15 protein-coding genes are annotated in these 11,530 nt (G+C 33.9%); 11 read left to right on the top strand and 4 right to left on the bottom strand.

Going from position 1 to position 11,530, the window contains the following annotated elements; genetic code table 11:
- Window positions 1-252 precede the first annotated feature (252 nt).
- The 5 genes from FHL06_RS06850 (at window position 253) to FHL06_RS06830 (ending at window position 4,989) form a co-directional block, all read left to right on the top strand.
- A complete protein-coding gene (locus FHL06_RS06850; protein ID WP_153385486.1) occupies window positions 253-1,062 on the top strand; it encodes an aldo/keto reductase in 810 nt (269 codons plus the stop codon).
- A 161-nt stretch (window positions 1,063-1,223) separates the two neighbouring features.
- On the top strand, window positions 1,224-1,763 hold the full coding sequence (locus FHL06_RS06845) for a flavodoxin family protein (protein WP_153385485.1): 540 nt from the start codon (window positions 1,224-1,226) through the stop codon (window positions 1,761-1,763).
- A gap of 210 nt (window positions 1,764-1,973) precedes the next feature.
- On the top strand, window positions 1,974-2,264 hold the full coding sequence (locus FHL06_RS06840) for a type II toxin-antitoxin system RelB/DinJ family antitoxin (RefSeq protein WP_153385484.1): 291 nt from the start codon (window positions 1,974-1,976) through the stop codon (window positions 2,262-2,264).
- Window positions 2,242-2,601, top strand: a complete 360-nt coding sequence (locus FHL06_RS06835; protein ID WP_153385483.1) for a type II toxin-antitoxin system PemK/MazF family toxin — start codon at window positions 2,242-2,244, stop codon at window positions 2,599-2,601. Before FHL06_RS06840 ends, FHL06_RS06835 begins: the two co-directional genes overlap by 23 nt.
- A gap of 189 nt (window positions 2,602-2,790) precedes the next feature.
- The gene (locus FHL06_RS06830; protein WP_153385482.1) at window positions 2,791-4,989 is read left to right on the top strand and encodes a Tex family protein; all 2,199 of its coding nucleotides are present in this window, start codon (window positions 2,791-2,793) and stop codon (window positions 4,987-4,989) included.
- A 78-nt stretch (window positions 4,990-5,067) separates the two neighbouring features.
- Here the strand turns inward: FHL06_RS06830 and FHL06_RS06825 are convergent, their stop codons facing one another.
- The gene (locus tag FHL06_RS06825; protein ID WP_153385481.1) at window positions 5,068-6,051 is read right to left on the bottom strand and encodes an SLAP domain-containing protein; all 984 of its coding nucleotides are present in this window, start codon (window positions 6,049-6,051) and stop codon (window positions 5,068-5,070) included.
- Window positions 6,052-6,399: 348 nt separating this feature from the next.
- Complete coding sequence (locus FHL06_RS06820) at window positions 6,400-7,620, bottom strand: M20/M25/M40 family metallo-hydrolase (RefSeq protein WP_153385480.1); 1,221 nt, start codon at window positions 7,618-7,620, stop codon at window positions 6,400-6,402.
- A gap of 98 nt (window positions 7,621-7,718) precedes the next feature.
- Here FHL06_RS06820 and FHL06_RS06815 point away from each other — a divergent pair, with 98 nt between their 5' ends.
- Window positions 7,719-7,892, top strand: a complete 174-nt coding sequence (locus FHL06_RS06815) for a hypothetical protein (protein ID WP_153385479.1) — start codon at window positions 7,719-7,721, stop codon at window positions 7,890-7,892.
- Between the two features lie 56 nt (window positions 7,893-7,948).
- On the opposite strand, the gene FHL06_RS06810 is transcribed toward FHL06_RS06815, so the two are convergent.
- Window positions 7,949-8,128 carry a hypothetical protein gene (locus FHL06_RS06810; protein WP_153385478.1) on the bottom strand — a complete coding sequence of 60 codons (180 nt, stop codon included), beginning with the start codon at window positions 8,126-8,128 and terminating at the stop codon, window positions 7,949-7,951.
- A 158-nt stretch (window positions 8,129-8,286) separates the two neighbouring features.
- Here FHL06_RS06810 and FHL06_RS14920 point away from each other — a divergent pair, with 158 nt between their 5' ends.
- On the top strand, window positions 8,287-8,418 hold the full coding sequence (locus tag FHL06_RS14920) for a hypothetical protein (RefSeq protein WP_272950453.1): 132 nt from the start codon (window positions 8,287-8,289) through the stop codon (window positions 8,416-8,418).
- A 47-nt stretch (window positions 8,419-8,465) separates the two neighbouring features.
- On the opposite strand, the gene FHL06_RS06805 is transcribed toward FHL06_RS14920, so the two are convergent.
- The gene (locus FHL06_RS06805; RefSeq protein WP_153385477.1) at window positions 8,466-8,972 is read right to left on the bottom strand and encodes an aminoacyl-tRNA deacylase; all 507 of its coding nucleotides are present in this window, start codon (window positions 8,970-8,972) and stop codon (window positions 8,466-8,468) included.
- A gap of 170 nt (window positions 8,973-9,142) precedes the next feature.
- Between FHL06_RS06805 and FHL06_RS14375 the strand changes: the two genes are divergently transcribed.
- The 4 genes from FHL06_RS14375 to FHL06_RS06790 all read left to right on the top strand — a co-directional run bounded on the left by FHL06_RS14375 (window position 9,143) and on the right by FHL06_RS06790 (window position 11,524).
- Window positions 9,143-9,316 carry a hypothetical protein gene (locus tag FHL06_RS14375; RefSeq protein ID WP_162853722.1) on the top strand — a complete coding sequence of 58 codons (174 nt, stop codon included), beginning with the start codon at window positions 9,143-9,145 and terminating at the stop codon, window positions 9,314-9,316.
- Between the two features lie 95 nt (window positions 9,317-9,411).
- Entirely contained in the window at window positions 9,412-9,813 is a 402-nt protein-coding gene (locus tag FHL06_RS06800) for a hypothetical protein (protein ID WP_153385476.1), read from the top strand.
- 63 nt (window positions 9,814-9,876) lie between these two features.
- The gene (gene prmA, locus FHL06_RS06795) at window positions 9,877-10,794 is read left to right on the top strand and encodes a 50S ribosomal protein L11 methyltransferase (RefSeq protein WP_153385475.1); all 918 of its coding nucleotides are present in this window, start codon (window positions 9,877-9,879) and stop codon (window positions 10,792-10,794) included.
- Window positions 10,775-11,524, top strand: a complete 750-nt coding sequence (locus FHL06_RS06790) for an RsmE family RNA methyltransferase (protein ID WP_153385474.1) — start codon at window positions 10,775-10,777, stop codon at window positions 11,522-11,524. Before prmA ends, FHL06_RS06790 begins: the two co-directional genes overlap by 20 nt.
- Window positions 11,525-11,530: the final 6 nt, after the last annotated feature.

Below are 11,530 nucleotides of genomic sequence, written 5' to 3'. Positions count from 1 at the left end.
TCCATTATTTGAACTCTATTCTAAAGCATTAATTGAAAATGTAATCATTCTCACACAACTGCTTTATTTTGCTATCTAGATTAAATAAATTCAGTGTGATTTGTAAAAATGGAGTTGAATTATTTATTAAACTTGAGTGTAACATCATAGCTAAGTTTCGTGATTGAAAAAGTTCAGAGCGTATCTTTCCAATTAAATAAATTGTAATGTATTATTAAATAGTAGTTTAGTTTTTAGCAGGAGGGCAATAATATGGAATTTCAAAAATTAAGTAATGGTGTTTCTATCCCTATGTTAGGCTTTGGGACATATCAAATCAAAAAATCCGAAGTGGCTGACGCAATAAAAGGTGCAATCGACGCTGGATATCGTCACTTTGACTGTGCTCATATTTATGGCAATGAGGTTGAAGTAGGTAAGGCTCTTAAAGATTCGGGAGTTAAAAGAGAAGACTTATTCATCACTTCAAAAGTTTGGAATGCTGATCAAGGTTATGATTCAACTTTGGCTGCGTTTGATAAAACTTTGAGTGACCTTCAATTGGATTATTTGGATCTTTATTTGATTCACTGGCCAAATGAAGACAATTTCCAATTGACTTTGGATACTTGGAAAGCACTCGAAAAGATTTATGCAGATGGAAAAGCTAAGGCTATTGGTGTTTCTAACTTTTCAGAAGAACAATTAAAGAAGCTCTTTGCGGTCGCAAAAGTTAAGCCTATGGTAAATCAAATTGAGCGTCACCCACTCAAGACTCAAGTTGAATTGGCTAAATTCGATAAAGACAATGGCATTGTGAATGAAGGCTATTCTCCAATTGGACATGGTCATTTAGTACTTCAAAATGAGACCATCAATAAGATTGCTAAAGCTCACAACAAGAGTGCTGCTCAGGTTGTACTTCGTTGGCAAGTTGATACAGGATTCGTTATTTTCCCTAAGTCATCAAACCCTGAACACGTTAAAGCAAACTTTGATATTTTCGATTTCAATTTGACTGATGATGAAATTAAAGAAATTAATGGTTTGGATGAAAACGAGCATTTGAATTATGATAATTAAAATTAATAAATTATAGTTTTTCAAGATATATTCTCAGTGTTTTTGCTGAGAATATATTTTTTTGTTTGAGAAATAAATAATAAATTATCTCTTAATGGGTATTGACCTAAAGTAAACTTTAAGAATTAGTATAGTAGTGATAATTAAAGGAGATAAAAAATATGGCAAAAAAAATCACAGTTTTAACTGGTAGTCCACACAAAAATGGAACTTCAAGTCAATTGGCAGACGCATTTGTTAATGGTGTTTCTAAAACCAATGATTTATATCGATTCGATGCTGGTTTAAATGCATCAAAAATTGATTTTCTAAAAATAGATGAAAATGAAATGACGATTCATGATGACGATATTATCTCTAAGGAAGTTATGCCTAGGATTTTGGACGCAGGCGTTTTGGTATTATGTACTTCTCTTTATTACTATGGAATCAACGCTGAATTGAAAACAGTTATTGATAGATTTTATGAATACAACCATGAATTAAAAGACGGTAAAGATGTTTATGTTCTTATTAGTGGTTATAGTTCCGGGAATAAAGACAGTGAATTTTATCATTCTCTAGTAGAATATTTTGATCAACTTTGTAAATATATGCGTTGGAATATAAAAGGAGAAGTTCTTGCTTCAAATTCATGGAATAACAATGAATTGAATAAGCATATTGCAGAGGCAGCCGACTTAGGGAAAAGTATTAATTAGTTTTTTTATTGGAAGAGAAAAATACCCCTTAGATATACAAACTTTTGTATGTCTAAGGGGTATTTTTGAATTTTACTGTTAAATCATCAGGGCCTAAATTTACTCTTCTACAAATATGGTAAATTTAATGATTTTAAGTAATTCATAAAGCATTAATAGTCGAAATATAATCAGTTCATGAGTATAATAACCTCATAAGGAGGTAATGAAATGCAAATGAAAGAAGGCTCTAAGAAAAAATTAAACATCAATATTGATAGAAATTTGGCAGATGAGACTCAATCTGTTCTAGATGAATTAGGGTTAAATCAAACAACAGCAATAGTGATGTACTTTAAACAAATTGTGTCAAAGGGCAAGATTCCTTTTGCAATTGAACTAACTGATAAACAGAAAGCCTCACGAGAGTTAAGAAAAAGTATCAAAGATATTCCTATTGAAAAATTGCAGACAAAGAAGCAAATAGAGGAATGGTTTAATGACAAATCACAAGATTACTAAACCAGATGATATCTTAATACTTTATGTTAGTTTTATTGATTCTGATAGTGGGAAAAAAAGACCGATTTTAGTTGTAAATTCAAATGAATATTCAATTACTTTTTTTTCATTAACAACGAAGTACGAGAAAAAATCTAACAGAATAAAAAAACAATATTATAAAATAAAAAATTGGAAAAAATCTGGCTTGTTGAGGCAATCCTATGTAGATATTGGAACATTAAGGGAAATTTCTTTAGAAGAAAATATTAACTTTTATAAGTTAGGTGAATTATGTATTGATGATATTGTGGGATTAAATAAGTTTATAAATGAATTTTATATAAGGAAATATTGAGTTTCGTTTGAGAGTTGGGTTCTTTTAGTGAAATAATTTCATTAAAAGAATCCTTTTTTATTTGTAAAAATTGTTAGATTGAAAATCAGGGCAATTCAATTAGTCATGCTATAATTGAAAACGGCATTATAAGTAATTTCCTTAAATATAATAGTAATTAATTGTGAAATATAATCGTGGAGGACTAGTATGGCAACAAAACAAGACGAGAATAACCTAGTTGATCTGGCCAAACCAGTTCATCAACAAATGAATCAATATCGAATTCAACAGATTCAAGCGGTCTTGTCTCTTTTAAATGAAGGCGACACAGTACCATTTATTGCTCGTTACCGAAAAGAACGAACTGGCGCTCTTGATGAAGTTGCGATTCGAAATATCGAAGATGAAGCTCATCGTTTGATGAAATTGAATCAAAGACGTCAAGATGTTATCAATTTGGTTCAAGAACAAGGTAAATTAACACCTAAACTGCAACAACAATTGGAAAATGCGACCGTTTTACAACAAGTCGAAGATTTGTATTTACCATATAAACAAAAACGGCGTACGAAAGCTACTATTGCAAAAGAAGCTGGCTTGGAGCCATTGGCAAATTGGTTGCTGACTTTTCCAAAGAATGGACTTGATAGTAAGGCTAAGTCTTTTATTGCTGCAGATAAGGATTTACCCGATTTAACATCTGTTTGGGCTGGCGTCCATGAAATTTTAGTGGAGAATTTTAGTGAGAATGCTAAATTCCGTGAATGGATTCGTGGCTACACTTGGCAAAATGGCGAATTGACTAGCAAATTGAAACGTGGAGCTAAAGCTAAAGATGAACAACAAGTTTATGCAACTTATTATGAGTTCAGTCAAGCTTTGAAACAAGTACCACCTTATCGTGTCTTAGCCATTAATCGTGGGGAACACGAAAAAATCTTAACAGTGGGAATTGATTTAGACACAGCTGCAATTTTGAAGTATGGCCATTCTCAATTAGTAGGTCAAAAGACAGGCCCAGCGGTAGTTAAAATTGAAGATGCTTTTGCCGATGCCTATAAACGATTTTTAGGACCTGCTATCGAAAGAGAACTGCGTCGCAAATTATCGGAAGAAGCACAAAATCATGCGATTCAAGTCTTCGGTAACAATCTGTATCATCTTTTGATGCAAGCACCTTTAAAGGGCAAAGTAGTGATGGGATTTGACCCAGCTTATCGAACAGGTTGTAAATTAGCCATTATTGATAAAAATGGTCGCTTTTTGGCTAAGCAAGTTATCTATCCACATAAACCTGCCAATGCTAAACAACGCGCTGCAGCAGGTCCAGAGTTTAAAAAATTGCTTGAAAAGTATCATGTTGAAATGATTGCGATTGGTAACGGAACTGCCAGTCGAGAATCAGAAGAGTTCGTCAGCAACATTTTAAAAAAATTGAATCACCCAGTGTATTACGTAATCGTCAATGAAGCTGGTGCCTCGGTTTATTCAGCTAGTGCAAACGCTAGGGCAGAATTTGCGGATTTACACGTTGAAGAGCGTTCGGCTATTAGTATCGGCCGCCGTCTGCAAGATCCATTGGCAGAATTGATCAAAGTTGACCCTAAGGCTATCGGGGTAGGACAGTATCAACATGACGTTTCCGAAAAAGATTTAGATGAGAAATTAGACCGAGTGGTCGAAACAGCGGTCAATCAAGTCGGCGTTAATTTGAATACAGCTAGTCCGGAATTGTTGACGCATATTTCAGGATTGACTGCAACGACGGCCAAAAATATCGTGAAATTTAGAAATGAAAATGGGGCTTTCTCGAATCGTCAATCATTAAAGAAAGTTCCTCGCTTGGGACCAAAGGCTTATCAGCAATCAGTCGGATTTTTGCGGATAATTTCTGGTAGCAATCCCTTGGATAATACCGATATTCACCCTGAAAGTTATCCAGCAGCTAAGAAGTTATTGATAGATGTCGACTCTTCAGCTAGTGATATTGGAACAGCTAAATTGCAGCAACAGTTGAGTCAGTTGAATAAAAATGAAGTGGCTCAACAATTAGAAATTGGTTCGGAAACTTTGACTGATATTATTGCAGGGCTAAGTAAACCGGGTCGAGATTTGCGTGACAGCATGCCAGCACCATTACTGCGTCAAGATGTTTTAACCATGGCTGATTTGAAACCGGGGATGGAATTGCAGGGAACTGTTCGTAATGTCGTTGATTTTGGAGCTTTTGTCGATATTGGCGTCAAACAAGATGGCTTAGTTCATATTTCACAACTATCTGACCATTTTGTCAGTGATCCTAGTACTGTAGTGACGATTGGTGATATCGTGACTGTTTGGGTACTTGAAGTGGATGAAAATCGTAATCGAATTCAATTGACAATGCGTAAGGGTCAACAAAAATAATATATGATAAAAAAGACCATGAACAAAATTCTAGTTCATGGTCTTTTAAACTGAGGTTATTTTTTGATTCAATAGTAATTAATTGTTGATGCTGGTAGCGAATTCGGGTTCACTAACAGCAACATTAGGTACTGTGTCAGAATCGCCATATGACATTAAGGTGTTGGAATCTATCAATAACCATTCATTAGTGGAAACTTTTCCATAGAATTGATTATTCTTATTACGAACAACTCGATTAATTTTCCACGAAGAGCCGGCAGGCAAAATTCTGGTCATAGAATTAGTTTCTGTATTATAAACAGCTTGGCTATTTTTTAGAGTTGTTGTTAAGGAGTAACTTGGAATTGGAACGTTTGATACCCATTGATTAGTAGCGACACGATAGTAAGTAATGTTGTTCATGTTTTTCATACTATCGGCTTTCCATGACGTATTGGCTGGCAAAGTTTTACCAGTATAATTGCCATTGTCATCAACAATCCGTGAAGCATTGTTTAAAGTGATTGTTGTAATAGGAAATGCGTTTGTTTCAACAAATGCGGCAAGGACATATTCATTAGTTGCCACTTGGTAATAGGCGATACCCTTGATGTTTATCAATTGGCCTAATTGCCATGAGGAACCTGCAGGAAGGACGACGCCGTTAGTATTTCCATCGATGTTATAGACTTGAGCATCGCTTTCTATAGTTCCCAAAAGATTAGGGACAGCTGGCTGGATAACTGAATATGTTCCAGATGCTCCATCAGTTACTGTAATATGAGTAGCACTGAGATAGTTATTAGTTGCTACCTGGTAATATCTTTCTCCATTAATAAGAATAGATTTTCCTAACTTCCAAGAAGATTGACCTGGAAGAAAGAGATCAGTTTGATTGCCATTAGAATCAACGGTGTAAGCTCCACCCAGGTCAACTACTCCAACTGGATTTTTAAAGCTATCAGTTGTTGTAGTAGCTGCTTGTACAGAAGATTCAGATTCATATGAAATATTATTTAAAATACTTGGAGCAATTAAAACAGCTAATGTTGATGCTAACAAAAACTTATTCTTTTTCATTTCAAAATATTCCCCTCAAATCAATATTATTAGACTAGTTAATCCTTGAATCGACTTTTTACACAAACAATCTATTGTTGTTATTTAAGTAATGTTTTAAAAACGAAATATAATTGCACTAGATTAGGACAAGCAAGAGATTGTATTGGCAAAGTATTGGATTATCTAACTATGATTAAAGTAGCATTTATTTTTGACCCATTTTAGATTTATAAGAAAATTTAAAGAATTGAGGAAAGAATACTTTAAAAAAATCAGTTTTTTTGACTTAGAATAAAATCACAACAAAAAGAGCAATCTTCCTATTTCATAAAAATTGGAGATTGCTCTTTTTAAATTTGGATTGCTTTATTTAAAGTATTTCTTAGCAATTGTTTTATAAATATCAATATATTTCAAGTAATCATCTTCAAAAACAAATTCATTGATTTGGTGAGCACTTTCATTACCAGGACCAGCTACAACGACATCTAAATCAGGGTTAGCTTGAATAAATTGAGAGGCATCAGTTCCACCAGGAGCACCAACAGTCAAAATGTTTACGCCGAGCACATCTTTGTAACTGTCACGCACCAACTTAATGAAATCAGAATCGATATCTGTCTTAACTGGCCAATTGTTGCTGAGTAGTTTGAATTCCAAGTTCATTTTAGGATCAGCTTGATTTAATTTTTCAATTAAATCTTTCAAATCTGCAATCAATTTGTCATTGCTGAATTCAGGGATGGTTCTGATTTTAACTGTCAACTCAGCATAATCAGGGATAGTGTTCTCTTGGTCTCCACCTTTCATGATCGTAACTGAAGGTTTAGTCGTACCCAAAATGTCGTCTTCTGTTTGAACGATTTTTTGGAAGTATTCTTTTTGTTTATTATAGTAAGCAACTAAATTGTCGAGAGCATTGACGCCGACTTCAGGCATTGAACTGTGGGCAGCTTTACCGTGAGAAATAACCTTATAAGTAACTGAACCCTTGTGGGCACAAAAAGCAGCCATCCGTGTTTCTGGCTTTTGTCCATTGACTTCAATTAATCCACTGTCAATCAATTTTTCCATAACCAGACGGGATGATGAATTGCTAGGTTCACCAACGACTAACGCTTTGACATCGTCAACGAAGCCTTCCTTAGCTAACTTTTCAGAACCAATTTCGCCGACTTCTTCACCGACGGTTGCTAAGAATTTTAGATTGCCTTTAAAATCGGAATCTTCATTCAATTCAATCAAGGCAATTGCTAAACCTGCGAGGCCACTCTTCATATCTGATGAACCACGACCAAATATTTTGCCATCGATGTGTTTGGGATTGAAAGCACCATAATTCCATTTGTCATCATCAACAGTAGGGACGACATCCTCATGCCCAGTAAAGCCTAATATTGGACCATCGCCTTTTTTGATAGTCGCAACTAGAGAAACACGCTTGTCGGCATACTTATTCAATTCGACATTGATATTATGTTTTTCGAATAAATCTTTTAAGTAATTGGCAACTTTTTCTTCGTCGCCATTGACTGTTTCTAATTTTATCAAGTCGTCTAAAATACTAAGTCTTTGTGCTTTGTCCATTTTTTACTCCTCCAAAATAATGTATACTAAACTAATAAAACATTCTGTATACATTCTAATATTTTTTAATCGAAAATAATAATAAAAGGTCGTGCAAAATGAATTTACTGATGAAATTAGACCGTTGGTTGGGTATTTTACTTTTGGTCTTAGCTGTACTAGGATTTATTTTCAAATGGTTCAGCAAAAGTAATTTGATTTCTGCTGTCGTTGCAGGAGCGGTTTTACTACTGATCTCCGCTACAGCAGACATTGATAAGCCAAAAAAATAGCAGGGTTTAACTGCAATTGTCGTTGCAATCAAACTCTGCTTTTGTCATTTAATTGATTAATTTACTTTTTTACGTCCCTCAGGGGTATATTTATCTTTTTGGTGTTTCTTATATAGATAGTAGATTCCACCAACAATTGCCAAGATGACGATCAATGGCAAGATTAAATGGATAAAGATAGAAAACAATAATAGGGCGATGAAAAATCCTAAAACGTATTTCCAAATATTGTTCATTAAATCCTCCTTTTTTTAATGCTTGTGTCTTAAATTTTATGCGAATCCCTGATAAAGTCAAGGCAAGAGCTTAAAGTTGACTTTGGTAAAAGAAGACCGTATTATAATCTCAGTCGCTACCTCTAAGATATACGGAACATAAAGGAGGCGTGAATAATATGAAATACAGAATTCTTTTAGATATGAAGGATCAATTATTCACAGCAGTTGATGTTAAAGATAGTAATCGCTATGGCAACGGTACAACCATCGAAGAAGCTATCACTAATTTGAAAAACAAAGCTGCATAATTAATGTAAAAAAATTGTCGGAGTGTTAATTCACTTCGACTTTTTGTTTACTCTGGATTATCAACCGCAAAATCTCCAAATTTAGCATCAACTGATTTTGCCAGGTCATGTGGTTCAACCAAGAGTGATTGCCCAATTTTGCCAGCTGAGACGATAATTTTTTCAGCTTCATCGGCTTCTTTTGAGAAATAAATAGGATAATTGTGAAGCGAACGAATTCCCACTGGACTATTGGCTCCATGTTCAAAGCCACTAGTTTTAACGAGGTCTTTTAGAGGAATCATGCCAACTTTTTTATTGACTGATATTTTAGCCAACTTTTTGTAGCTTAGATGCTTATCTAATGGCAGCATGCCAACTAAAGGACCAGTTTTATTTCCAGTTAAAACTAATGTTTTATAAATTTTGTAGCCGTCACGACTAGTCTTATCAGTCGCAATTTCTTGAGTATCGCCGTCTTTTTCAGTTTCAAAAGTCATCGGTTGATATGCAATTTTTTCTTTATCTAAAATTTTTTCTACGAGAGTTTTTTGTAATTTCTTTTTTTTGCTCATTTTTTGTCACCAATCCCCAATACTTAACACTTACTTAGTATATAATAACAAAGCAGATAATTTTTAAAAGTAATTGAATATTTGGCATACAATTTATTTTTAATTATTAAACCATTTGTAGCTAACTGTTATATAATTATTAGCGTTACAACAGGATAAGGAGCGATTAGATGAGTTTGTTTAAAAAAGAACCAGAAGATCCTGCCAAAAATGATTTTAGCAAAATTTCTCAAGAAATTAAGAATAGCCCAAAGAAATTATCTGAGGCTCAAAAGTTGTTTAAGGATAATGAATCTTTAAGGAAAAAAGCTTATGACACAAGAGAACAACCTGATAAAAAATAGGTTGTTCTTTTTTATTATAATTATATAACTAAAAACTAATGCTTTTAATAATTAAAAACATATGGTATAGTCTTAAAAAGAAATGAGGTGGATTTATGGAATTAACAACTAGTAAATATCGTATTTTAGAAACAAATGTCTTATTAGAAAGGTTCGTTACTTATAATGAAGTGTTTGCGGAATATTTTAAAACGATGAAGGTAATCGAGCGTGGGGAAGCCTTACGATACGAAACATATGCTCGGTTGCAAGAAAACTATCTTTCTAATATTCATAAATTTATCAAACTATGCAATTCATATATAACAAAATACCAATTGGAAAATAGTTTGATAGCTGAAAAACTGAATCAATATTTTCTCGATTTAATTGATGGGATCAGCTGCTTAGATACGGATCAAAATCAAATCAATCATCCAAAATTAGAAGAAGCAAAACAAAAAATTAAACAACGCCAAGTAGATTTTATTCATACAATTGGTTTTTTAACTAAATAAAGACGGTAACGTCTTTTTTTTATTGGCCTTTTCTAGTAATCTTATAATAATGGAGGAACGTTTATGATTTGGAAAAAAATAACGGTCGCAATCCCAAATGATTTTGACCCCGAGATTATTTCTGACGTATTTATGCGTGTTGGCGCAAACGGAACAGAAATGGTCGATGATGAAGATAAAAGTGTCAAAACCAAGATTAATTCTTATTTTGATGAAAAAAATTATAATACAAAGATTTTGACAGAATTAGAAGCACAGATTAACAAATTAACTGATTTTGGTTTTGATATTACTGGAGTGGAAGTATCTGTCAGTGATTTAGACGATAAAAGTTGGGAAAATGAATGGAAACAATATTATCATCCCGTTCAAATCAGCCGTTATTTGACTGTTGTGCCAAATTGGGTCGATTACCAACCCAAGAACCCTGGTGAACGAATAATCACGATGGACCCAGGCAAGTCCTTTGGAACGGGAACTCATTCCACGACTTTTTCTTGTATGCAAGCTTTAGAGATGATACTTGGTCAATCCAAGTCACTCTATGACGTTGGAACAGGTTCAGGAATCCTGTCGATTCAAGCACGTCAATTAGGCGTCAGTGATATTAAAGCTTTTGATTTGGATAAAGAAGCCGTTCGTGCGGCTAAAGAAAATATTCAATTAAATCCTGGCTGCGAAGATATTGAAGTGTACGAGAATTCATTGTTAGACGGCGTAAATGGAAAAGTTGACGTCATTGTAGCTAATATTTTGGCAGATGTGATTTTACAGTTTGTCCCTCAAATCGATGAACATTTAAATAAAAATGGATTTGTCATTCTTTCAGGAATTATCAATGAAAAAGAAGCTTTGATTACTGATAAAATGACAGAAATAGGTTTTATCGTCGTTGAAGTTCTCCATCTTAAGGGATGGTCTACTTTGATTTGTAGAAGAAAAGAAGAGTACGAGGCAGAAGATGGAGCAATACTTCGTTAATAATGAAATAATTGATAGTAATTTTAAAATAAACGATTCTGAAACATTTAAACATATCGTTAAAGTTTTGCGTCATCAAATTGGCGATGTGATTTATTTAGTTGATCCAACAAAAAATTTATTTACAGCAAAAATTGCACAGATTGATTTAGACAATAAAGAACTTTCAGTAGAAGTAGATAAATTGGATATTCCAAGTACTGAAATGCCAGTTTCTGCAATTGTGGCTTGTTCTTTATCGAAAAAGGATAAAGTTGAATGGATTACGCAAAAGTCGACTGAACTTGGTGCAAGCAAGATTATTTTCTTTGCTTCCAAATATTCGATTATGCATTGGAAAAATAATGTCGTTGAAAAAAAGCTGGCCCGTTTACAAGAAATTGCCAAAAATGCCGCTCAACAATCTAAACGTCGCATTATTCCAGAAGTTATTTATTTGAATAAATTGTCAGATTTGTTGAAGTATCAGGTTTCAGCAAATTTAGTAGCTTACGAGGAATCAGCTAAAGTTGGCGAAATAAGTTTACTAGCTCAAACCTTACAGAAAAAGCCGGAATCAGTTTTGTGTGCTTTTGGTCCTGAAGGCGGTTTTGCACCAGATGAAATTGAAATGTTGAATCAAAATGGATTTTTATCCGTAGGACTAGGACCACGTATTATGAGAGCGGAAACTGCTCCCACCTATTTCTTATCAGTGCTATCATATAAGTACGAATTAACTGTAAAATGAGGAACA

The sequence above is a fragment of the Companilactobacillus halodurans genome (assembly GCF_009600985.1).
Taxonomy (GTDB): Bacteria; Bacillota; Bacilli; order Lactobacillales; family Lactobacillaceae; genus Companilactobacillus; species Companilactobacillus halodurans.
The sequence above is the reverse complement of the archived record's forward strand: the minus strand, read 5'-3'. Positions and strand labels throughout refer to the sequence as shown.

What these genes read in the sequence shown, in the direction of transcription:
- FHL06_RS06850 (WP_153385486.1), top strand. Translation starts at nt 253, where the DNA reads ATGGAATTTCAAAAATTAAGTAATGGTGTTTCTATCCCTATGTTAGGC.
- FHL06_RS06845 (WP_153385485.1), top strand. Translation starts at nt 1,224, where the DNA reads ATGGCAAAAAAAATCACAGTTTTAACTGGTAGTCCACACAAAAATGGA.
- FHL06_RS06840 (WP_153385484.1), top strand. Translation starts at nt 1,974, where the DNA reads ATGCAAATGAAAGAAGGCTCTAAGAAAAAATTAAACATCAATATTGAT.
- FHL06_RS06835 (WP_153385483.1), top strand. Translation starts at nt 2,242, where the DNA reads ATGACAAATCACAAGATTACTAAACCAGATGATATCTTAATACTTTAT.
- FHL06_RS06830 (WP_153385482.1), top strand. Translation starts at nt 2,791, where the DNA reads ATGGCAACAAAACAAGACGAGAATAACCTAGTTGATCTGGCCAAACCA.
- FHL06_RS06825 (WP_153385481.1), bottom strand. Translation starts at nt 6,051, where the DNA reads ATGAAAAAGAATAAGTTTTTGTTAGCATCAACATTAGCTGTTTTAATT.
- FHL06_RS06820 (WP_153385480.1), bottom strand. Translation starts at nt 7,620, where the DNA reads ATGGACAAAGCACAAAGACTTAGTATTTTAGACGACTTGATAAAATTA.
- FHL06_RS06815 (WP_153385479.1), top strand. Translation starts at nt 7,719, where the DNA reads ATGAATTTACTGATGAAATTAGACCGTTGGTTGGGTATTTTACTTTTG.
- FHL06_RS06810 (WP_153385478.1), bottom strand. Translation starts at nt 8,128, where the DNA reads ATGAACAATATTTGGAAATACGTTTTAGGATTTTTCATCGCCCTATTA.
- FHL06_RS14920 (WP_272950453.1), top strand. Translation starts at nt 8,287, where the DNA reads ATGAAATACAGAATTCTTTTAGATATGAAGGATCAATTATTCACAGCA.
- FHL06_RS06805 (WP_153385477.1), bottom strand. Translation starts at nt 8,972, where the DNA reads ATGAGCAAAAAAAAGAAATTACAAAAAACTCTCGTAGAAAAAATTTTA.
- FHL06_RS14375 (WP_162853722.1), top strand. Translation starts at nt 9,143, where the DNA reads ATGAGTTTGTTTAAAAAAGAACCAGAAGATCCTGCCAAAAATGATTTT.
- FHL06_RS06800 (WP_153385476.1), top strand. Translation starts at nt 9,412, where the DNA reads ATGGAATTAACAACTAGTAAATATCGTATTTTAGAAACAAATGTCTTA.
- prmA (WP_153385475.1), top strand. Translation starts at nt 9,877, where the DNA reads ATGATTTGGAAAAAAATAACGGTCGCAATCCCAAATGATTTTGACCCC.
- FHL06_RS06790 (WP_153385474.1), top strand. Translation starts at nt 10,775, where the DNA reads ATGGAGCAATACTTCGTTAATAATGAAATAATTGATAGTAATTTTAAA.